Raw genomic sequence first — 20,983 nt, forward strand, 5'->3', positions numbered from 1 at the left:
AAATGCATCCGCTTAAACACTTTATAACGATTACGAAGCACCGGAACGAGGTGATTCGGCTTTGCTTTAAGGCGGGAATCGGATTCCAGGGGTTGTTCCACGATTTGTCGAAATACAGCCCGACCGAATTTATTCCGGGAGCCAAGTATTACATGGGCGATCAGTCTCCTAACAACGGGGAACGCTACGACAAGGGCTATAGCTTGGCTTGGATGCATCATAAGGGTCGGAACAAGCATCATTTTGAATTCTGGTATGACTACGAAATGGCGACCAAGAAGCTTGTGCCGATTGATATGCCGGACCGCTACATTAAAGAGATGTTCTGCGACCGGGTGGCGGCATCCAAGACTTATGGCAAATCCAGTTACACGCAAGAATCTCCGCTGCTGTATTTGACTAAAAGTACGGCCCGCGAAAAGATGACCGAAAAGACTTACCGCAAGTTACTGTACTTGCTCAAGATGCTTGCTGAAAAAGGTGAAAAGGAAACGCTCGCCTTTATGCGCCGCACGAAGGTGCTGCCGGAAGCAGAGATCTAGATTTTTGCGATAAATGCGTTCAGGCTGAAGCCGCCGTGGCTTGTGGCGATGCATTTGGCGGCTGGATTGTGCTCGGGCGACAAGCCGGGGCACTCTCGCAGCAAGTTTGCGGTGCAGGTGTATGCGGAGCCGGGGCGGTTGTCGTCTTTAGGCGCAAGGATGGCGACCGTGAGCGATTGGCCGAGGGCCTGCAGGGCGCGGGCGAGCTCGGCGAGTCGGCGGCCGAGGCGCGTGTAGAGCTTGGGCGCATCAAAATCGAGACGCTTGCCGTAGGGCGGATTCAGTACGATGACGGGGGAGGCTTCGCTCGGATTCGAGTTGTCAGAGTGAATTCCGACCTGGCAGGCGTCGGCAATTTCTTGGGCGGTGTAGTCGAAAAAGTCGCGAAGCTGCGGCGAGACGGGGGCGGGCTCGATGCCTGCGAGCGGTGAACACTCCACATTGTGCTTGACGATTTCGACCGCCTTAGGCGAAATGTCGGAGGTGATGATTCTCGCGATGGATTGCTTCGCTCCACTGTCGCCTGCAACGATGTTTTTCGTGATGAAATTCCACGTGGCTTCCTTGAAGGCGGGCTGGTGCTTTAAGGCGAAATCGCGGCATTTGCCTGGAATGAGTCCGTTTGCCATGTAGGCTGCTTCGAGGCTGAATGTGCCGCTGCCGGCCATTAAATCGAAGACTGCGATTTCTTTGCTGGGCGCAATGCTAGATGCTTCAAATAGCATCGCGGCGGCGATGGTTTCCTTGAGCGGGGCATCGTTCACGAAACGCTCGTGGCCTCGCTTGTAAAGTTCTTCGCCGGCAAGGTCAAGCCAAATGGTACAGCGGTCATCGATAAGTGTGACGTAGAGGTTTTGAGGTGCGGAATGTGGGGTGTTAGGGGCTAAGCCCCTAGGAGAGGGGGTAGCGGAAGCCGCGGCTGGAGCGAGGGGGAGACTTACCCCTTCTAAGACCTTCTGCAATCTTTCGGCGACGGCATCGCTGTGGTACAGGCGCGAATGCTTGCTGGTTACGTGGATCTGGACCGGGTCCGGTGCGAGGTATAATTCCCACGGGATTTCGGCGGCTTTCTTTTCGAGGTCGCGGAAATTTTCGGCCTTGAAATCATAGACATGCATCAGCACGCGGTTAGCGATACGGCTGTAAGCGACGGCTTTCCACGTTTCGGTAATCTTGGTAGTAAATTCGACCTTGCCGTCGCCGGCAATACGTGGGGCGGTTTCGGCGTCGGCAAATTCTAGCCCGAAACCCAGCAGTTCCTGAACGAGAGTCTGTTCAAAACCGAGAGGTACAATCGCCAAAAAGCGGTGAGGCTTACCGATTATCTGGCGTTTGATTCGTTTTTCAAGGGCCGTAGGAAGCATTGCTAGATTGCTTTAGTAACCGAAATCGTCTGAATCGGCGTTAAAATCATCGTTGCCGTAGGAATATTCTTCGTCGTCTTCGGGCGGCGGGGGCTCAAAACCCTCGGGCGGTTCGTCGCTAGGCATTTGTTCTTCGGAATAGTTTTCAGAGGCAAATTCAGCGGGGGACTGCGGCGGATTTTCTGTAAATGCGGGGGCGCTCGGCTGCTGGCTCTGCGGTGCAGGTGCGGCTTGGATGGGCGCTGCTTGAACCGGTGCGGGCGCAGCCTGAATGGAGGCCGGTGTAATCACGATCGGTGCTGCTGGCATCGGGGCGCCTTGAATGACTGACTGGAACAATATCAGTTGTGCCTTGCTGCGGACCACTTGGTCGGCGAAGGCGTCAATGGTAATCTTTTCGGCGTTGAACAGGGCGTTCAACTTTTGCATGCCCTGCGTAAACTTGGACATCTGCATACGCGTTTCAACCGCTTCGTTGCTGGTCAGCGGAATCAGGTGCTTTTGCCTGTCGCAGAGCTTTGTCGAAAATACGGTCAGCGTCTGGTAAAATTCGATGATTTCTTGCGGCGTCTTCCACTTTTCTTCGGGCAGGCCTTCCAAAAAGAGCCTAAGCGTGGGCGATACGTTTTCGTACATCAGCTGCGGCGAAACGGCGCCAGTTTCGGCGTAAAGTGCAATTGCCGAATTCACGAATTCTTCGACCACCGGAGATTCAAACATGCGGACTCCACTTGCGGCCCAGTCCATGTCGAAGTATTCCAGCGCGCGGTCCATCAGCGTCGGATTTCGAAGTACCAAGTTCGCAAAACGGATTTCCATCGGCGGAATGCTTGCCCAGTCGAGTGTGGCTGCCTGCTCCAGTTGCGGAATCACTTCTGTTGCTCCAGGGGCGGCTGCGGTTGCTCCCATCGGTCGGCGTTCTTCGGGACCTTTTTGCGGCTTCAAGCTTTTCACTTGGGCCAAGGAACGGCTCGTGTTGAATCGTTCCGCAATCAGCTTCACATACTGATTTTGAAGTTCGCGGTCGGTAATGCTTTTTACAAGCGACTTGGTATAAGTTACAAAGCGGGCGCGTTCTTCGGGGCTTTGCATGTCATGCTGGCGGGCCAAATAAGAAAGCCAGTCCTCGGATTCGCGCAAAGCGGCTCGGAATGCGTCTGCACCGCGTTCGTTCACAAAGTTGTCGGGGTCGATCTTGGTGCCATCGGGGCGTGAAAGCGCGAATACGCGGGGCGCAATTCCCTTGGGCAAGACAATTTCCAAACTTCTGAGAGTTGCCTTCTGGCCGGCTGCGTCACCGTCGAATACCAGGTAGGCGGTGTTGGCGTATCGGGCAAGAATGCTTGCGTGGGTTTCGGTCAGCGCCGTTCCCGAGGCTGCCACCACGTTTGTGACACCGCCTTGATACAGGCTGATCATGTCAAAGTAGCCTTCCACGATAATCACCGCATTTTCTTTCGCGATGCTTTGGCGGCTCTGATGCAGGCCGAACAGAATGTCGCTCTTGTGGTACAGCGCCGATTCCGGGCTGTTCATGTACTTTGCGCGTTTAAAATCTTTATTCTCGCTTAAGTCTCGGCCACCGAAGGCGACAATCACGCCCGAAAGGTTCTGGATGGCAATCATTAAGCGGTCACGGAACTTGTCCGAGATTCCGCCGTTTTCCTTTTGGACGGCAAGTCCTGCCTTGACACAGTCCAGCGGTGAAAATCCGTTCTTGACGGCATAGCCGATAAAGCCTTCGCGACCATCCGGGGCGTAGCCGATATGGAACAGCTTGCGGGTCTCATCGGTAATGTGGCGGCTAGACAGGTACTGTAACGCCTTGGGCGAAAGCGTAAGCTGCTGTTCGAACCATTCGCAGGCCAGTTCGTTCAACCTGCGGACCATGGCGCGTTCTTCGGTCTTTTCGCTGTCTTCGGGCGCACCTAGCTGGGGGAGTGCAAAACCGGTAAAGTTTGCGACCCATTCCACAGCGCCCTTAAAATCCATTTTTTCGTGTTCCTGAACGAACTTGAAAACGTCTCCGCCCGCACCGCAGGCAAAGCATTTGTAAATGCCCAGGCTCGGATTCACATTCATGGAGGGGCTTCTGTCGTCATGGAAGGGGCAGACGCCCAGGTAGCGGCCATTTCCGGAACGCTTCAGCGGTACAAAATTTTCAATGACCAACGCAATATCTGCATGGGCCTTGAGTTGCTGAATAATTTCGTTAGAGTAGAACGCCACGGCTCAAATTTAGCAAGAAAGAGAGTCTTTTTTTTGATATGGACATAAAAAAAGAACCCGTCCTTATGAAGGACGGGTTTCTTTTAGTAGCGGGGGCAGGACTTGAACGCTGCGACCTTCGGGTTATGAGCCCGACGAGCTACCAACTGCTCCACCCCGCGTCGAGGTTGCACCATATATAGTAAATTTTTATAGCCCTGTCAAGGGTTTTTTACACGAATTTTTTCAGGATATGCTTGCTGGCGACGAAATAATCAATACCGCTAATAATGGTAATTGCGGTGATGACGCCCATCACAGCTTGCGGGAAAATGGCCCAGAATGCTTGATAATTGGGGATAATCGCTTCCATGGGGTCGAGGGCGCCGAGCAGGATGGCGACAATTCCGATACCCTGGAGTGCGGTTTTCCACTTGCCGCTACGGCGTGCCGGCATAATCAAGCCTTCGCTTGCAGCGAGAGTGCGGAGTGTCTCGACGCTCGATTCGCGGAAATAAATAAGGGCGACCATCCATACCGGGGCATAACCTGTGGCAATAAAGCACATGAAAATTGTCATGTTTGAAATCTTGTCGCTGAACGGGTCCAGGTACTTGCCGAGCGTGCTCACTTCGCCGAGCTTGCGGGCCAGGTAACCGTCCAAAAAGTCCGTCAGCATAAAGCCGAGCACCATCACCAGTGAAAGACTCTTGAAAACGAGACTGTTGTTGCTGTAATCCAGATCGTTGTCGTAGAAGAATACCCACAAGAAGAACGGAGTCAGCACAATGCGGCTCATGGTGAGCTGGCTTGCAATCGAAAGCGGTTTGCGGTGGGCGGGGTCGCGGTAATACCAATAAGCGTAGGCGACAGTAGAAGCGATAATCAAGAGAATCGACGTCACCATGCAAATCTGCTGGTAGTCTTCGAGATTCAACAAGTACACGCCCATGGTCACCGTAATCGCGATGTTCGACATCTTGCTCCAGCGGCGTTTACGGGGGAGCGACTTGCCTTCGCGTAGCACGCCGAGGCTAAAGAGCGTGTGGGCGACAAGACGGGCCAACAGGAATACGCAACCGACGGCGAGTAACTTTTCGGCTTGATCGTTTTGGAGCAAGTCGCGCACAAAAATGCTGGTCATCACCGCAAACGAAAGGAATCCGTCAACCACGTTCAGCCAGAGTCGGTAATAGGGCTTTTCAATTTCTTGCGAACGGAGTTGGTACAAATTAACCCAACCCATGATGAGGGCGATTGCAACCAGGGCGGTGGCGGTTTTGGCCATGCCCATCCAGATAAAGACAATGACGGCTATAAAAACCATAGCTCGCAAAACGCTCCAAACTCGTGAGCGCAGTCTAATATCGGATGTCTGTTCTTGTGTCATTTAAAGCCTCTGTCAAACTTCTAATAGTTGTCTTGCGTGCTCGCGAATCGTGTCGCTTTCACCACCGAGCATGCGAGAAAGTTCCTTAATACGACCGTCGTGGTCCAGTTCGACCACATGCGTGTACGTGCGGCCGTCGATTTCTTCCTTGCTGACCGCGAGTTGGTTCTTGGCTCGGCTTGCCACCTGGTGCAAGTGCGTAATCGTGAGCACTTGGTGGTGCTGGCCCAAGTTCTTTAATGCCTCGCCGATGCTGTTGCCGACTTCGCCGCTGATTCCGGAATCCACTTCGTCGAATATCAAGAGGGGAACGCGGTCGAGGTCGGCCATCACGCTCTTGATCGAAAGCAGTACGCGGCTGAGTTCGCCGCCCGAAACCGCTTTTTGCAGGCTCTTGAAGCCTTCGCCGGGGTTTGGGGCGAGCGTAAATTCAATCTTGTCGGCGCCATTGGGCGACAAAGACTGCATGGTAATCGATGTCGCAAAAATTGCCTTCGGCATGCCGAGCGTGTTCAGAATGGCGCTTACGGCCTTGTCGTAGCGCTCTGCGGCTTTCTGGCGAGATGTCGTCAGCTTGAGGGCGGTTGCCTGCAATGCTTCATGCGCCTTCTTGGATTGCCTGGAAAGTTCTTCCAAATCGGCGTCCAAGTTTTCAAGGCTGGAAAGTTCTTCCTTGCGTTGTTCGGTCAAGGCAATTAGGCCCGCGACATCGGTGCGGTACTTGCGCTTGAGCTTTTGAATCTGGGCAATGCGGGCGTTGGCGCGGTCAATGTCGGCGGCACTCATGGCTGCGGACGGGCGCAGACGCAACAAATCCTTGCAAACACTTTCGTACGGGTCGGTCACTTCGTCAAGCGACTTCAAATAATCTTCGTAGTCCGGGAGTTTTGCGGCGAGTGAACGCAACTTGGATTGCAATATTTGCACTTGGTCCAAGAGCCCGTTTTCGCCACCCAGCATTCCCTGAATGTCGTTCAAGTAGCGGGTTTCGGCTTCTTGCTTGCTTGCACTGTTGACCTTTTCTTCGAGCGCTTCTTCTTCGCCTTCTTTCAGGGATGCCTTCGAAAGTTCATCGAACTGGAACTTCAAAAAGTCCTTCTGGGCGGCCAAGTTCTTTGCGCGCTCTTCGGTAGCCTTGATTTCGTCCTGGATCTTGTTCCAGGCGGTCCATTCGCTTGTATATTCGGCGAGCAGTTCGCCGTTTCCGGCAAAATCGTCGAGCATCTGCGTATGCGTGCGGATGTCGCGCAGCAAGAGCTGTTCGCTCTGGCCGTGCATCTGGATCAGTTCTTCGCCCAGACGCTGCAAATCGGGGAGTGCCACCACGGCACCGTTCACGCGGGCGCGGCTCTTGCCGTTTTCCTGGATTTCGCGGCGGATAATCAGTTCGTCATCACTGTCGAGCTCCAGTTCTTCAAGAACCTTCTTGACCTGCGGCTCGTTTGCAATATCGAATGTCGCTTCGACCACAGCCTTTTCTTCGCCGGTACGCACCATGGTGGATTGCGCCTTGTCGCCGCATACAATGCGGAGGGATTTCAAGAGTACCGATTTTCCTGCGCCGGTTTCGCCGGTAATTGCAGTAAAACCATCGCGGAACGGAACTTCCGCATTCGCAATCAAAGTAAATCCACTAATCGACAGGTGCTTTAACATACGACAAATAAATTAGCAATTTAGCTTGACACTAAGTGTCATTTCTCGAATTCGACAACGCTTCGGTAGATGGGACGACCTTCCTTGCGGTACTTCTTTTCGAAGCCGGTCATGATCCCTTCGGTAGGTTCTGCGGTGTTTCGTTCCAGAATTTTGCAACCCTTAAAGTTGTCGAAAACTTCGAGCGCGACTTCGTTGTATTCCTGGTGGTCGGTACCCCAGTAGAAAATGCGCTTGCCCGGTTTCAACACGCGGGCGACTTCAACCAGAAAATCCGGGCGCAGAAGGCGGTTCTTGTGGTGGCGTTCTTTCGGCCACGGGTCCGGGAAATACATGTGGAAAGCGTCCACCGTGTTATCCTTCACGCAGTCTCGCAAAAAGAAGAATACGTCGCCGCGGAGCATGGTGGCGTTGGCTAGGGCGCCGGCCTTGTCCATCTTGCGCTGTGCAAACTTGGCCCAGGTGTAATCCCATTCGCTGCCCATGATGACGGTGTCGGGGTGCTTGGGAGCATATTCCGAAAGGAATCCGCCCTTGCCGCTTCCGATTTCGACTTCCACGCGGTCACCCATGTTCGGGAACATGTCTTTCCAGTTAAAGTCCAGCTTGTGGGGGAGTCCGTCGGGTGTTGCAATCGGCTTGCGGTCTCCGTGCGTACGGAACACGTAATGCCAAAGGCCCTTCGATTCCGAGTCTTCTTTCAAGTCGCGGTAAAATTCAGGAATAACGACTTCTTTGGGTTCTTTTTCTTCGTTCAATTCTTCGTTTGCCATAAAAATTCTTTCGTTTAAATAAACGCGACGATCCTATCCAAAAACTTTTCCGGAATTTCTTTTGCAATCATTTCGCGAATGTACTTTTCGGAATACTTCATCGAAAAATGTGCAAGGATAATCTTTTCGCATTTCACCTGGTCGCCCATGCGGTTTAATGCGTCTGCAATTTGGGTGATATGCGTATGGCCCTTCTTGTGGCTCATCTCGTAGTCTTCAGGGGCAAGGAACGTGCATTCCGTAATCAAGACCTTAGACTGGAATACGCGCTGGTTTTCCAACAGGCTTTCGCCCATGCAGTCACCCATAAAGCTTACTAGCGGGTCGTATACCTCGCGCGTAATCTCGGTACCGCTTTCGCGCAGCTTGATGATTTCGTCGGGAGTCTTTCCCAGGTATTCATCCTTGAGTTTTCTCTTGTAATGGTACAAGGTGCCGCCCATGGCGTAAATCGAGTGCTTGACTTCGAAGGCTTCGAACGCCAAGTCCTTGCGGTGTTCCAAAAACAGGAGGTCGCCACTATTTACAGGGACAATTTCGGGGTAGCGGAACTTTGTCTCGGGTACGCCTTCGAACATGGCTTCGGAATGAATCCAGCTGCGAGCCCCTTCGCAAATGCGTTCGGGCATGTAATAGGTACTTTCGCGTTCAACGCCCATCATTTTGCGCAAACTGTAGTGTCGCATCAGGCAACGGGCGTGGTCTCCGTGGGCATGAGTCAAGAAAACGTGATTCAACGACGTCGCCGAAAGCGGACATTCGCCCATATCGATGCAAAAATCCAGTTCCGGAAGCTGAATATAGGTCGCAAGCCCCGAAATCGAGAAGCCGACAACGGAGGTACACGAGGTATTCACGTGTACTTGCTTCAAGGCGTTATGAATGTATTTACTCTCTGCCATGACTGTAAAACTTTACCGCCAAATATAAAAAAAACGCGCCTTTCGGCGCGATTCCTTTTCAATTCTGAATTCCGAAATACGGATTTTGAATTTACTTGGTCGTTGCGTTTTCTGCGACGAGTTTGTCGAAGTCTTCGCAACTCAAGGTTTCAATATGGTTACCCATGGCTACGCTACGGGTACGGGCATTACCCTTCTTTTCGGGAATGCGGAAGCAGAAATTGTAGACGTTGCCCTTGTCAGTCGGGATTCCCATCTTGAAAATACGGATACGCTGGGCTCCCTTATTGTAAATTTCGTGGTAATCGTAGGAATTCTTGATTTTTTCGAGGCGCTTTTGCTGGGAGAATTCAAGTTCTTCGGTAATGGGGCCTTCCAAAAGGAGCGGCAGGGAGTTCTGGAAACGGAGTTCGATTTTCCCGTTTGATTTTACAATCGATGTTTCTTGCGGCTTGATCAGGTAACGTTGTTGCGGAATGTTCTTATAGGCCAGGGTGTGGACAGTGCGAACGCCGCACATTTCTCGCATATCGGGTTGCTCAACAAAGTCAATATCGCGGCAGATAGGGGGAAGGTTCGTCGGGACTTCCAGATTATCGCCAGAGTTTGAACCGGCACAGGCGGAAAGGAGAGTAGCTATAGCGAAACCAGAGAATAGCAAGATTGTAGATTTCATGCCTTAAATATAATTTTATTATTTCGTTTTGCATTTATTTTCTTTAGAAAGTTTATTTTTTTTAATTATCGAATGTAAACTTTTAGTTTCTTTAGTTGGTTTTTAGGCTGAAAAGTCGGAGTTTAGGGGGATAAAATCATCTTTACTCCCTAGTGCAGTCAAAAAAATGTATTTTTGGCGCGGATTAAGATTGGGTATAACATGAATATTTATAGCTGGAACGTGAACGGGCTTCGCTCCGCCCTCAAAAAGGGTTTTACGGACTGGTTTGCTGCAACAAAGCCGGATATCTTGTGCTTGCAAGAAGTCCGTGCCGAGGTAGACCAGATTCCCGAAGAGGTGGCGAATCCTGACGGCTACTTTGCCTACTGGAACCCTTGCCGTCGCAAGAAGGGCTACAGCGGTGTAGGCATTTATACCCAAATCGAACCTGACCGCGTGAACTATGGCTTCGACATCGAAGAATTCGATGAAGAAGGCCGCGTGCTCCAGCTCGTGTTCCCGGACTGGGTTCTCAATAGCATTTATTTCCCGAATGGTGGACAGGGCGATGACCGCCTGGACTACAAGCTTCGTTTCTATGACGCCTTCCTCGAAAACAGCAAGCGCTGGATTAGCGATGGCAAGCACGTGGTGACGCTCGGCGATTACAATACCTGCCATAAGGAAATCGATATCGCCCGCCCCAAGGAAAACGAGGACGTCAGCGGATTCTTGCCGATTGAACGTGCGTGGATGGACAAGTACGTCGAAAATGGCTTTATAGATTCCTTCCGCCTGTTGCACCCCGAAGAACGTGACCGTTATTCCTGGTGGTCAAACCGTTTCGGAGCCCGCAAGCGCAATGTGGGTTGGCGTATCGACTACGCTTTCGTAGACGAAGGCCTTGTCCCCAATATTATCAATGCCGAAATTCATCCGGATGTAATGGGTTCGGACCATTGCCCGATCAGCATTGAACTCGAACCTCCGTTTGCACCGCTGCCGATTGCGGCTCCGGCTCCTGCTTACGAACAATAAAAAAACGCTCCTTTTGAGGAGCGTTTTTTTATTATCTTCCCTTGACGCTTTTCCAGGCTTCGTCAAAGAGCTTGACTGCATTGCCCGGGTAGCGCAAGAATACCATGCGGTCGATTTCTTCGCGGGTTGGGTTAATTACCCGGTTGTTCTTGAACTTTTCGTCAATGAGCTTGAGCGATGCACTGTTCGGAGAAGCGTAGTTGATCGTTGTTGCTAGCTTTGCTCCATTTTGTGCATCCAGAATGTAGTTCATGAAGGCATATGCGCCATCAACATTCTGTGCTCGACTGCTGAGAGTCATGGCGTCTACCCACATGAAGCTGCCTTCAACGGGAATGGCATAGCGAAGCGTCGGGTCTTCCGCAATGGCATCCATCGCTTCTCCGTTGAATACGATAGCAGCCCAGTATTCGTTTGCAAGGACCTTGTCTTTGGCGCTTACAGAGCCTTCAAAGCCGGCGAAATTCGGATCGCGCTTGATTTCGTTGATCCATTCAACTGCTTTTTCGATGTCTTCCGGTCTAAAGCTGTTGGCGTTTATGCCTTTCGCCTGCAATGCAATAGAAAGCATAGAACGGGATTCGTCAAGCAGACTGAATTTGCCTTTGATCTGCATGGGATTGAAAATAGTGTTGTAGCTTACGCCGCTGGGGTTAAGCGTCGTGTCGCGGTACAGAATGCCGGTGGTTCCCCATTGGTAGGGGAGCGTGTACATGTTGTTCGGGTCGTAAACGGGATTCTTGAATTGATCCGCAATGTTTACTTTGTTTGGAATCTGGTCCATGTCGATGGGTCTAATCAGTTCCAAGTGTATCATTTGCTGGATCATTACGTCCGAAGCGATAACCACGTCGTACTGTTTTTCCATGGCGGCTTGCAGTTTGCCAATCATTTCTTCTTGGGCTTCGTATTCTACCAACTGCAGCTTGTAACCGGTTTTCATTTGAAAATCGGTTATCATGTCAGGATCCATGTATTCGCTATAAGTAAGGACTGTGACTGTCACAGGGTGCTGTTGCGACTTCTTGTCGCAACCACAAAGAATTCCTGTCGCAAGGAGAGCCATTGCAACAGCGATGTGAAAAACCATTTTTCTCATACCCACTCCATCCTTCTTTGACAGTCCTCCTAATCCCCTTTAGGCGTAGACTAGCTGTGCAGGTATTCCACGATGGCGTCGTGGATCGTGGTGAACACTTCCCGCAGTTCCTCTTCGTCTTCTTCCAGAAGCGTAACGCGGAAGCCCTTCAGGTCAGTACAGAAACTTGTACTCGGCACCACGCAGATGCCCTTCGCGCCCAGCAGGTAGTACACGAAGCGGTAGTCCAGGTTCGTGGTCTTGCTGCACCATTCTTCCACCTTCTTCTTGATGATCGGGTTGTCAATCTTCAAGGTCTGGTGGCTGTTGAGCGTGCCTTCGCGGAAGATGATGGTGTTGTAGAACGCACCGTAGGTGGGGTTGAAGTAGAGTTCCGGGATGTCGGAAAGGATTTCGTTGATGATGGCGCTGCGGCGGCCAATCTTTTCGTTCAAGGCCGTGCGGTGTTCCATGAAACGCGGATCGCCCAGCACGCGCGGAATCGTCATCTGCGGGAGTGTGGTTGAGCAGACTTCCACCATCTTGGCGTTATCGATAGCGCGGCAGAAGGCGTCGAACTGTTCGTCCTTGTCGCGGTTGTAGTATTCTGCCCAGCCACAACGAGCACCCGGCCACGGGTATTCCTTGGAAATACCCTTGAGGGCGATACCCGGAACGTCCCCGATGTATTCAGCGAGTGCGTAAGCGTGAGCTCCATTGTACGTAATCTTGTTGTAGATTTCGTCGCAAATAATGAACAGGCCGTAACGCTTTGCAATGTCCACGATCTTCTGGAGAATGTCGAGCGGGTAAACCATGCCCGTCGGATTGTCCGGGTTCAAAATCAGAATGCCCGCAATGCTCGGGTTGTACTTCACCTTGTTCTCGAGTTCTTCGAGATCCGGGTACCAGTGATTTTCCGGCTGCAGACGGTAGGTAATCGGGGCCGTGTGGGCGTGGGCCGCTTCGGCGGAACTGTGGGTGGAGTAGGCCGGGGCCGGTCCGATGATACGGGTGTTCATCGAGAGGAGACCGTAGATGGTGGCGATGGCGTCACCGAGGCCGTTGAAGAACAGGATGTCGTCGACGTTAATCTGGGCGCCGCCCAGTTTGTTGTTTTCTTTCACCAGGAATTCGCGCGTTTCGAGCATGCCCTTGGAGGGGCAATAGCCGTAGCTGCGGTTGGTGCGGGCGAGGTCAACAACAATATCCTTAATCCAGTCAGGAATCTGACATTTCTTTTCGATGGGGTCACCAATATTTTCCCAGTGAATGGGGAGACCGAGTGCCTTGAGCTGGTTTGCCTTCTTCACGATCTCACGGATTTCGTAAGAGAGTTCCTTGGCTCCTTCGCTCAATAGTCTTCTGCGCATTTTATGCTCCTGTATAGGTATCGAAAATTCTTGTTTTTACGTTGTAATTATAGAATATAATCTGTTAAGAATTTTCGTTTTTCCTTATGGTTAATGGTTAAAAAGGGGGTAATAAAAAAGGGCTGCCTTTTACGGGGCTGCCCTTGAAACTTTTTGTCTGGATTTAAGCGTTACGCTTTACAGATTTTGGTTTCTCTGGACAGCCCCACAATAGCTCGGGCCGCTGCCTGGCTTGCTGCGAACGCTTTCGCTGCGATGATGTTCTGTCCAAAGATTTTGTTCATGTCTCCAAATATACTACCTGTTACGCGAGATTGTCAAGGTTTGTCAGGTATTTTTTTATTTTTGCCGGCATGACTCACGGTACCATTTACGATCCGGTTCGCGGGAAAGATGTTCCCGATACGCCCGAAGAACGGGTGCGTCAGGCGACAATCAGGTTCCTGATAGATGAAGTCAAGGTACCGCAGAACTTGATTGCGGTGGAGTTTGCGCTTTCGATGGTGGAGCCCAAGAACGATGACCGGGTGGATTTGTTGGTGCAAGACTTCAAGGCGTCCGGCGATTTAAAACACCCGTGGCTCTTGGTGGAATGCAAGGCTCCCGGCGAGTATACTTGGCAAGCGTTGCAAGTGCAATTGAATAAGTATTTGAAAGTGCTTACGCCCAAGTATGTGATGCTTTCTTTGGGCGACGCTGTGCGATACTTTGAACTGGACGCAACCACCAAGCGTTTTAAGAAGATTGAAAAACTGCCGGAATTTACTTCACCACAGAAATAACGTTGCCGTCCTTAAACTTGGTGGTCAGCGTGTCGCCTGGCTTGAGCTGGCTTTTGTTGCGCACGAATTTGCCGTTGGCATCGAGCGTAAGAGTGTAGCCTTTTGAAAGTGTTGTCTCGGGATCTGCATTCTTGACGCGTAGTTCCACGAGGTTGAATCTGGACTTTTCAAGATCCAAAATTTTGCGGGAACCCTGGTGCAGACCTTCGCTGTTGCGGGCAATGCGTTCGCGCTCGCCTCTAAAAATGAACTGCAAGTCCTTTTGCATGTTGCTTCTGTAGAGCGAAAGCTTGAGGGCTTCTTTCTGAATCAGGGCGTTCACTTTTTGTTGTAGGCGGTTGCCTGTATTCGAAAGCTCTTGCTTGTAGTCGTGAAGGACTTCTTTAGTTTGTCCGGCGATTTCTTGCGCCGTCGAAAGCATCTTGTTCCAACTGTCGGCAACGCGGTCTATCAAGCGCTTCGCGGTATCGGTGGGCGTAATGCAGGACTGGTAGGCGACTTCATCTAGCAAACTGCGGTCGATTTCGTGCCCGATTCCGGTGAATACGGGCAGCGGAAAGTTTGCGACGGCGCGGCACAAGGCTTCGCTATCGAAAAAGTTCAAATCGGTTTTGCTTCCGCCGCCGCGGATAATGCATACTACATCCAGCTCCGAATCCTTGGCGAGTTCTTCGAGAGCCGCAAGAACTGTAGATTCGGTTTCGGATCCTTGCATTTTGGCATAGGCCGTTTTCACCTTGAAGCTAAACGGCGATTCAGCAAGCTTTGTCGTAAAATCCTTGTAGGCGGCAGTGCCTTCACCGGTAATCAAACCCACACGAACGGGAACGTCGGCAAGCGCCAACGCCTTGTTCTTTTCGAGCAGGCCTTCAAGCGCGAGCCTCTTTAAAATGGCGCTCTTGGTGAGCGCAAGTTCGCCAAGCGTATAAACCGGGTCTATATCCAGAATCTGCGCTTGCAATTTCCCGTAAGGCACGTACAGGTCGGCCTTGATTAAAAAGCTGACTTTGAGCTGTTCCTTCAGTTCAAATGGCTGCGGGTAATTTTCAACTTTGGCGCGAATGGCGGCGAATTTAGCCGCAAAACAGTAAAGCGGCACGGTCGCGAGCGGATTCACGTTCCCTTCTTCAAAGTCCGCAATACTCAGGTAAACGACTTTCGATTTCTCGTTAATCTGGGTAATCACGCCACGCACCCATACGGCAGGGGTAGATTCTACCTTCTGCTTCAAGGCTTTCATGTATTGCGTAACGGTGTAGGACTTGTTTTCGGATTCCATGCGCAGAATATACTATTTTTACGGCATGTCTAAAGTTGTTTCAGCCATGGAAGTCCGCCAGAATTTTGGCTCGATGTTGAACCAGGTTTCGCTCAAGGACGAAGAGATTGTCATTGAACGCGCCGGTAAGCCCTTGGCTCGTCTTGTGAGTGTTGACGCTCCGACGGCAGGGCTTTTAGACTTTCGCGATATCGGTAAGCTTCCGAACCAAATCTGGGAAGATTAGTCCGCTTTAGCAATAATCGTAATGGTAAGCGTGTCGCGCATGGATGGGTCGGCAACGCTCTGGGCAATCAATTCCGCCTTTTCTCCAATTCCGCCTTCAAGTGCAATCAGGTAATTCGACGAAATTTCCTGTTCCTCGTCACATGTTCCAGACTTGTAGTTACTGCTGTTGTTCAGGTAGTCAAGCGTTTTGCAAGGCACGAACCAAGCGATGTCAGACCCGATAATCTTCCAGGATGTCTTGGAATGGGGAGTCATCGTAAAGTCAAAGTCTTCAAAGCGCATCGTGTCGCCTACAGCAAGAACTTTTTCTTTTAGCGGAGCGTCTTTTTCGGAATCGTAGAATTTCATTTCTTTCAAGAGACCGGGCTGCTGGACCATGGTGTAGAGCTGCAACACGTAGCGCAGACTGTCGGGAATGCCCTGGTCAAGCGGGTCGGAATTCAAACGGAGATAATGCAGGTAATAGGGACCGTCTTCGCTAACCTTGAAGCTGCCGCCGTATACGCTACTGATTGTTGCCTGCGATTTCTTTTTCTTGTTGAGAACTTCAATAGACACGTTCTGGAAATTTTCGTCATTGTAGTTCTGGATCCAGTGCTTGACGATGACGGAATCTCCCTTCTTGTAGTCGCCGATCCACACGAACTGTTCTTGACGCAAGTTGTACTTGTAGGTTCCAATGTCGTCCTTGGGGCGAGTGCGTTCGTAAGCTTCGCCGGGGTACTTGATCGAATCCGGGTTCGAGAAGTATTCGCCCTGTTCAAGTTCGCGGGCCTTGGTAATGGTTTCAAAGAAGGCGTACGGGCCTGTCCAAATGCTAGAGAAAGATTCAGGCTTGATCTTGATGGACCAGTTTACGGAATCGTTCGGTACGAGCATGGTGTCCAGGTTTGTCTTTGAAGAGCCAAGCTCCTTGTCGCCATCGGTAAGCTTGTACAGGATAATGTTTTCGCCAACGGTCGTCAGGTTTACGCTGTAGCCTTCGTTGGCGGAGAATGCGATAGACACTTCCTTGGGCGCGTTGTCAATCAAAAGAATACCGCGCAAGGTGTCGTTCATCTTCATGGAAATCTTTTCGTCTTCGCCGGTATACTTGTAGTAAGACGTGTCAACGAGAACCTTGAGCTTCATGCTGGATTCGTCGCTGAATTCGCCTTCAACTTCCAGGAAGTAGTGGTTGTCGTTAAAGGTAACGAAGGTGTTGGAATCTCTGAAGGTGGCGGTGGAGTCTGCACCGTAGCTAGGAATCAGGGAATTCCTGTAAACGGAGTCCTTGCGTGCTGCCGTTTTGGGGGCAGCCTTGATTGCTTGCAGGTAATCACCATATTCGCTCTTGATGCGAATCTGTTCGCTCTCAATGTTAGAGGTGCTTGCGAAAACATTGATGCGGCTGCCCTTCGGAAATTCGCCCAAGTACATCGGCAACGTTGTTGCCGTGCTGTCAAGATAGATTTCGCTTTCGTCCATCTTGGAGGAATCACCCTTGAACAGATCTACATAAAGTCGGAGAGTATCACCGAGCTTGACGGTATCCTTGTAGTCAATGTCTGCGCGAGTACTCAGGGAACTGCTCGACTTGAACGAGGGAACCGAGGAACTGGACTCTTCGTCCGAGGCTGAAGAACTGGAGTCGTCGCCGCATGCGGTAAAGGCGACGGTCATGAATAATGCTGCACTAAGGCTTAAAAGTTTCTTGAACTGCATCTGGTGTCTCCTAGTTCAGGATATAGAATTGCTGCTCGGCAGTGAATGCTTCACCAATCACGCGAAGAACGTATTTGCCGGTGGGGAAGGCCATGGCCTTAAACTTGAAGTGAGTCTTCTTTTCGCCGGCGAGATCGCGGGCGGCAACCGTAAGCATGCGCTTTCCGAATTCGTTCACGATTTCGATTTGCACGAATTGCGGGTAACCGACGGTCAAGTCGAAGTCACATTCCAGGCTGTAAATGTCGATGTTCACCTTGGTAAGCGTGTAACCGCCGTCCATGGCTTCGCCGCCTACAGAGCGCGAGTTGTCAAAGTAGCCGACATAGAGCGAAGGCGCGAATTCCTTGCCTGCGGCTGAACTTGCCAAAACGGTTTCGCCCGGTTCTACAGCGGTCAAAATCAGAGTGTAAAGCTGAGAAGGATGCTTGCGCTTAAAGAATTCGGTGAAGGTCGGCGTGCGCAGGAATGCGCCGAGAGGAGCCTTCGGGTTAATGGTGATAATGCCCAAGAAATCTGCGTACTTGGTGTCCACGCCGCCACCCGAGTTCTTACGGATGTTGAACTGACCGCCCTTTTGCTGCGGGAGGTTTGCCGGTGCGTTTTCCCAAGTGAGTTCGTAATCGACCCAGTCAACGCCCAACTTCTGGTCGCCAAAGTTCATGTCTTTGCCTGTTTCCTTAAGGCCAAAGATGTTCAGCTGTACGGGTTTCTTGATAGAATCCTTGTTGAATTCCAGCTTGAGTGCTGCATCAAACAACGGACCCGGCAATGAAGACAAGTCGAATCGCAGATAGATCTTTCCAGCGTTTCCGGTCGTCACGTTTGCAACATGCAATTCGTGGTCGGAGTTGTGCGGGCTGAAGTTGTCGAATTCCGAAATCCAGGTGGCGGCACCCTTACCGCTCGGGAATCCGTCGCCGGTGTTGTCGAGCGTGGTGTAGTGCAAGTCGAACACGTAAACCTTACCGGTGTCAGAGCCCGTCTGGTATCCGTCGTCAGCGGTAAAGATAATGTTGTAGCGGCCGCTTGCCGTAAATGAAACGTCGGTCTCGTAAGCCATGCTGTCCGAGAACACGACCTTTCCGGGGCCAAGTCCCTTCGTCCAGCGTACGGGGTCTTCGCAAAGACCGTCGCCACGACCGTCATCGACCACGGAACCCTTCATTCGAAGCAGGTTCGGCTGCACGATCACCATTTCGTCGGGAATGAACGCCTGTGGTTTTTCGTTTGCGCCAAGTTTCGGAGCGTAACCCGTAAACAGCGGAATCATTACGCCGCCGTTGGGAGTGTGCTTCAGGTCTTTCCCGTACAGCGACTTGATTTTGGATCCCTTTCTGGATTCTTCGACAATGGTGGGGTAGGCGTTTCCGCGGGTAAGCGTTTCACGGAGGCCCGTCACCGAAAGTCCGGAGTTGTCGTTAATGAACATCGGGCGGTCTTTTGCCTTGTCGCTTGCAACGATTTCAACACCGATGAGTTCGGCATGAGCCTTGTTGAAGTTCTGGAGAATGGTGTTGCCCTTCTTGGCGGTAAGGCCGAGAATCCAAATTGAGCCGCCGTTGTTGGTAATCTTCGGACCCTTCGTGTCACCAATCAAGGCCACTTGGCGTCCCCACAGTTTCTGGTAGTTCAGCTGGATGCTTCCAAGTGTCACGTCTTCCAGGTAAACATCGCCCCCGCCGACTTCGGCAGTTTCGAGGGAGCGCACCATCATGTTTTTCAGGAGTAGGTTGCGCTTTGCCTTCAAAATAATTCCGCTACCGAATTCCGAGAAACGTTCAATCGTGAGCTCGTTGAATGCTCCGGCTTCGATAATGAACTTGCCTTTACCGTCAATGCGGCCTTCGATACCGATAATCTGGCGAATGCGGTTGCGAATGTAGATGTCGCGGTTGATCGTCCAGCGGCCTCCCGGCGGGAAGTACAGCGTTTCGGCACCGTCATCAATAGCGTCTTGAATTGCCTTCGAGTCATCAGAACCCGTGTTCGATTTTCCACCGTAGTCTCCGGCGATTGTAATCCAGTTGTCGGGTTTCTGTTCCGGGAATGCCGGCGTTTCTGCAACGGCTAAGCGCATGGACTGCTTGGGGCTGTGGCAAAGCTGCTTGGTCTCTTGTGTCGAAAATTCAATGATTTCGCCTTGGATCATTTCCTCGTTGTAGCCTTTCTTCTTGGAATTGATCATGGTCTTGTAGCGCGAAACCTTCATGGATCTAGCAAACAGGTGGCTTTCGTTCAAAATGGCTGTAGTGGGCTTGACTTTTTTATTGCCGTTGTCGAATTCAAGCAGACCGTCAAGCAAACTCATGATGGCGAAATCGCCGTGATTGTAAACAGCAGGAACGCTACCCTTGAATCTCAGGGCGCGAACAGCAAGGTTCATGTTGTCGTTTTCAAGGCCGTATTTTCTCTGGCCGCCCATGGTTACATGTTCGAGCGTTGCCGTTCCCGTTTCGCCCTTGGCGTAAATACCGATGTTAAAGCCGTTGATTTCGACATTCTTGATTAAAAGCGGACCAATACCTTCGGTAAAGCCGAGGTCAATGCCGTACACACCCAGGGAGTCGCCGGAATGGATCTTGACATTGTGGATTGTACCTTGGTTCGATGCGTTAAACTGGATGCCGATTGCGCCCGGGTTTCCTTTACCGGTACGGATAGTCATGTCGCGGACGGCGTTTCTGTACTTGGGGCCGGGGCCTTCGCCTGTGAAAATGACTGCTTTCGGGAATTCGGGATTGTCAAAACCGTAGGTGTTGTCTGCGAGTTGCAGGATGGTTCCGCCAATGCTTTGACCTTGCAAAATAGTACGACGGCTCGAGGATTCTGCTTTTTTGGTAACAGGCCAAGTCAACCCATCGGTAATCTTGTAGATTCCGTGGGGTAAATAAATAATATAGTCGCCATCGGGATGGTCGTTCAAGGCCCTCTGAATAGCTTCGGTGTCATCGGTTTTGCCGTCACCCTTAGCGTAGTATGGGTCTTTTGTGACATTAATAATCTTGGACGCCATGGGGAATTCCACCTGGGCGCACACAGAAACTGCAAAAAAGACAATAAAAAAGAATAGGGTCCTGTACATACTAACCTCATTTGTAAATATATATAAATAAATGTAGGTGGGAATTAAAAAAGAAAAATGAACAATTAAATATGTAATTTGTCCAACATTTTTTCGCTATTTAGGGCATTTTTCGTACACGAAGGGGTTGTGATCCCCTTGAACCTTGAAAATGCGACGGTCGCGTTCGCATTCTTTGTCTGTAACGGGGTACATTTTGTCCCAGGCTTCGAATAGTTTTCGGTCTTGTTTGGACAAATTAACGCCGTAGGTTTTTTCCATGTAAAAGTGGGCTCGTGCTATGATTCCACGGGCCTCTTCGCGAGGTTGTGCTTTCTTTTGCTTGAAATCCACAATAGTCTTGCAACCGCCGTACATGGGTTCGGGATCGTTGGTCCACTGGCTGTACATAAAGTTGTTGCGGTCTCCGTTGACTTCGCCAATGGCGGGGTACAGGTTGTGCATGTCACCTTCCATGATCTTGAAGGTGGTGTCGTTGGCGCTGCAGTTCTTGCGGCCTCCGTCGCGCCAGCAGGGGAGGTGTTGGCCCATGTTGTGGGCGGTTACCATGTGCTCCCATTCGATACGCTCGGCGCGCTTAAAGCTTTTGCGTTTCGGATTTTCGCGGGGCTTGAAGTCGCAACTCGAAAAGTCGACGTTCTTCTTGTCGTCGTATCGGCAACCGCAGTAAAGGGTTTCTTGCAGTTCACCGTAGTACACTCGCCTCAGTTGCTTGCTCGCGTCGCGGTAGTTGTAATGTTGCGGGGCGGCAGTCGGGTCTACGCGTGACCAGGCAATAGCGATAAAAACCGCCAGAAGCAGTATAATTCCAAAACTTTTCATATAAAAACCATGTAGTAACGTTAGAAATATAGAATACTAGAACTTAGAACATCATCATCTCTCTAAGCTCTACTTACTAAGTTCTACCAACTAAAATCTTT

17 protein-coding genes and 1 tRNA gene are annotated in these 20,983 nt (G+C 51.1%); 4 read left to right on the forward strand and 14 right to left on the reverse strand.

Features of this window, described 5'->3' with window-relative positions; all coding sequences use genetic code 11:
- Nucleotides 1–2 precede the first annotated feature (2 nt).
- Complete coding sequence (locus tag B7989_RS07190) at nt 3–542, forward strand: DUF5662 family protein (RefSeq protein WP_088627861.1); 540 nt, start codon at nt 3–5, stop codon at nt 540–542.
- Here B7989_RS07190 and B7989_RS07195 read toward each other — a convergent pair.
- From B7989_RS07195 to B7989_RS07230, 8 genes are all read right to left on the reverse strand, one after another.
- A complete protein-coding gene (locus B7989_RS07195) occupies nt 539–1,906 on the reverse strand; it encodes a class I SAM-dependent RNA methyltransferase (RefSeq protein WP_088627862.1) in 1,368 nt (455 codons plus the stop codon). The genes B7989_RS07190 and B7989_RS07195 overlap by 4 nt on opposite strands.
- A gap of 12 nt (nt 1,907–1,918) precedes the next feature.
- Nucleotides 1,919–4,135 (reverse strand): DNA primase, encoded by a 2,217-nt coding sequence (gene dnaG / locus B7989_RS07200; RefSeq protein ID WP_088627863.1) that lies wholly within the window; start codon nt 4,133–4,135, stop codon nt 1,919–1,921.
- Between the two features lie 87 nt (nt 4,136–4,222).
- Nucleotides 4,223–4,296: transfer RNA gene (locus B7989_RS07205), tRNA-Met, on the reverse strand.
- A gap of 50 nt (nt 4,297–4,346) precedes the next feature.
- Nucleotides 4,347–5,441: a CDP-diacylglycerol--glycerol-3-phosphate 3-phosphatidyltransferase gene (pgsA, locus tag B7989_RS07210; RefSeq protein ID WP_233144294.1), complete on the reverse strand. Its 1,095-nt coding sequence runs from the start codon at nt 5,439–5,441 to the stop codon at nt 4,347–4,349.
- A gap of 75 nt (nt 5,442–5,516) precedes the next feature.
- Nucleotides 5,517–7,160, reverse strand: coding sequence for a DNA repair protein RecN (gene recN / locus B7989_RS07215; RefSeq protein ID WP_088627865.1), 1,644 nt, complete (start codon nt 7,158–7,160; stop codon nt 5,517–5,519).
- A gap of 38 nt (nt 7,161–7,198) precedes the next feature.
- Complete coding sequence (locus tag B7989_RS07220) at nt 7,199–7,933, reverse strand: tRNA (guanosine(46)-N(7))-methyltransferase TrmB (RefSeq protein ID WP_088627866.1); 735 nt, start codon at nt 7,931–7,933, stop codon at nt 7,199–7,201.
- 14 nt (nt 7,934–7,947) lie between these two features.
- Complete coding sequence (locus B7989_RS07225) at nt 7,948–8,835, reverse strand: MBL fold metallo-hydrolase (RefSeq protein ID WP_088627867.1); 888 nt, start codon at nt 8,833–8,835, stop codon at nt 7,948–7,950.
- Between the two features lie 91 nt (nt 8,836–8,926).
- Nucleotides 8,927–9,511, reverse strand: a complete 585-nt coding sequence (locus B7989_RS07230; protein ID WP_233144295.1) for a hypothetical protein — start codon at nt 9,509–9,511, stop codon at nt 8,927–8,929.
- A gap of 201 nt (nt 9,512–9,712) precedes the next feature.
- Here B7989_RS07230 and B7989_RS07235 point away from each other — a divergent pair, with 201 nt between their 5' ends.
- Entirely contained in the window at nt 9,713–10,531 is an 819-nt protein-coding gene (locus tag B7989_RS07235) for an exodeoxyribonuclease III (protein ID WP_088627868.1), read from the forward strand.
- 31 nt (nt 10,532–10,562) lie between these two features.
- Here the strand turns inward: B7989_RS07235 and B7989_RS07240 are convergent, their stop codons facing one another.
- Together B7989_RS07240 and B7989_RS07245 are read right to left on the reverse strand one after the other, a co-directional pair.
- Nucleotides 10,563–11,630 (reverse strand): spermidine/putrescine ABC transporter substrate-binding protein, encoded by a 1,068-nt coding sequence (locus B7989_RS07240; protein ID WP_088627869.1) that lies wholly within the window; start codon nt 11,628–11,630, stop codon nt 10,563–10,565.
- A 50-nt stretch (nt 11,631–11,680) separates the two neighbouring features.
- Nucleotides 11,681–12,982: a pyridoxal phosphate-dependent aminotransferase gene (locus B7989_RS07245; protein ID WP_088627870.1), complete on the reverse strand. Its 1,302-nt coding sequence runs from the start codon at nt 12,980–12,982 to the stop codon at nt 11,681–11,683.
- 353 nt (nt 12,983–13,335) lie between these two features.
- Between B7989_RS07245 and B7989_RS07250 the strand changes: the two genes are divergently transcribed.
- Nucleotides 13,336–13,764, forward strand: a complete 429-nt coding sequence (locus B7989_RS07250) for a type I restriction enzyme HsdR N-terminal domain-containing protein (protein ID WP_088627871.1) — start codon at nt 13,336–13,338, stop codon at nt 13,762–13,764.
- Here the strand turns inward: B7989_RS07250 and xseA are convergent.
- Nucleotides 13,745–15,043, reverse strand: coding sequence for an exodeoxyribonuclease VII large subunit (xseA, locus tag B7989_RS07255; RefSeq protein WP_088627872.1), 1,299 nt, complete (start codon nt 15,041–15,043; stop codon nt 13,745–13,747). The two genes, B7989_RS07250 and xseA, sit on opposite strands and share 20 nt — an antisense overlap.
- A 25-nt stretch (nt 15,044–15,068) precedes the next feature.
- Between xseA and B7989_RS07260 the strand changes: the two genes are divergently transcribed.
- Complete coding sequence (locus tag B7989_RS07260) at nt 15,069–15,269, forward strand: type II toxin-antitoxin system Phd/YefM family antitoxin (protein ID WP_073322267.1); 201 nt, start codon at nt 15,069–15,071, stop codon at nt 15,267–15,269.
- Here the strand turns inward: B7989_RS07260 and B7989_RS07265 are convergent.
- The 3 genes from B7989_RS07265 to B7989_RS07275 all read right to left on the reverse strand — a co-directional run bounded on the left by B7989_RS07265 (nt 15,266) and on the right by B7989_RS07275 (nt 20,882).
- Nucleotides 15,266–16,975, reverse strand: a complete 1,710-nt coding sequence (locus B7989_RS07265; RefSeq protein WP_088627873.1) for a hypothetical protein — start codon at nt 16,973–16,975, stop codon at nt 15,266–15,268. The genes B7989_RS07260 and B7989_RS07265 overlap by 4 nt on opposite strands.
- Nucleotides 16,976–16,985: 10 nt before the next feature.
- Nucleotides 16,986–20,060 carry a glycosyl hydrolase family 28-related protein gene (locus B7989_RS07270; RefSeq protein ID WP_088627874.1) on the reverse strand — a complete coding sequence of 1,025 codons (3,075 nt, stop codon included), beginning with the start codon at nt 20,058–20,060 and terminating at the stop codon, nt 16,986–16,988.
- Between the two features lie 96 nt (nt 20,061–20,156).
- Complete coding sequence (locus tag B7989_RS07275; RefSeq protein WP_088627875.1) at nt 20,157–20,882, reverse strand: endonuclease; 726 nt, start codon at nt 20,880–20,882, stop codon at nt 20,157–20,159.
- Nucleotides 20,883–20,983: the final 101 nt, after the last annotated feature.

Source organism: Fibrobacter sp. UWB5 (assembly GCF_002210295.1).
Lineage (GTDB): Bacteria > Fibrobacterota > Fibrobacteria > Fibrobacterales > Fibrobacteraceae > Fibrobacter.

Excerpts from the sequence above, each read along its gene's own strand:
- B7989_RS07230 (WP_233144295.1), bottom strand. The coding sequence starts at position 9,511 with ATGAAATCTACAATCTTGCTATTCTCTGGTTTCGCTATAGCTACTCTC.
- B7989_RS07275 (WP_088627875.1), bottom strand. The coding sequence starts at position 20,882 with ATGAAAAGTTTTGGAATTATACTGCTTCTGGCGGTTTTTATCGCTATT.
- B7989_RS07235 (WP_088627868.1), top strand. The coding sequence starts at position 9,713 with ATGAATATTTATAGCTGGAACGTGAACGGGCTTCGCTCCGCCCTCAAA.
- recN (WP_088627865.1), bottom strand. The coding sequence starts at position 7,160 with ATGTTAAAGCACCTGTCGATTAGTGGATTTACTTTGATTGCGAATGCG.
- B7989_RS07250 (WP_088627871.1), top strand. The coding sequence starts at position 13,336 with ATGACTCACGGTACCATTTACGATCCGGTTCGCGGGAAAGATGTTCCC.
- B7989_RS07225 (WP_088627867.1), bottom strand. The coding sequence starts at position 8,835 with ATGGCAGAGAGTAAATACATTCATAACGCCTTGAAGCAAGTACACGTG.
- B7989_RS07270 (WP_088627874.1), bottom strand. The coding sequence starts at position 20,060 with ATGTACAGGACCCTATTCTTTTTTATTGTCTTTTTTGCAGTTTCTGTG.
- B7989_RS07190 (WP_088627861.1), top strand. The coding sequence starts at position 3 with ATGCATCCGCTTAAACACTTTATAACGATTACGAAGCACCGGAACGAG.
- B7989_RS07265 (WP_088627873.1), bottom strand. The coding sequence starts at position 16,975 with ATGCAGTTCAAGAAACTTTTAAGCCTTAGTGCAGCATTATTCATGACC.
- B7989_RS07220 (WP_088627866.1), bottom strand. The coding sequence starts at position 7,933 with ATGGCAAACGAAGAATTGAACGAAGAAAAAGAACCCAAAGAAGTCGTT.
- B7989_RS07245 (WP_088627870.1), bottom strand. The coding sequence starts at position 12,982 with ATGCGCAGAAGACTATTGAGCGAAGGAGCCAAGGAACTCTCTTACGAA.
- B7989_RS07195 (WP_088627862.1), bottom strand. The coding sequence starts at position 1,906 with ATGCTTCCTACGGCCCTTGAAAAACGAATCAAACGCCAGATAATCGGT.
- B7989_RS07260 (WP_073322267.1), top strand. The coding sequence starts at position 15,069 with ATGTCTAAAGTTGTTTCAGCCATGGAAGTCCGCCAGAATTTTGGCTCG.
- B7989_RS07240 (WP_088627869.1), bottom strand. The coding sequence starts at position 11,630 with ATGAGAAAAATGGTTTTTCACATCGCTGTTGCAATGGCTCTCCTTGCG.
- xseA (WP_088627872.1), bottom strand. The coding sequence starts at position 15,043 with ATGGAATCCGAAAACAAGTCCTACACCGTTACGCAATACATGAAAGCC.
- pgsA (WP_233144294.1), bottom strand. The coding sequence starts at position 5,441 with ATGGTTTTTATAGCCGTCATTGTCTTTATCTGGATGGGCATGGCCAAA.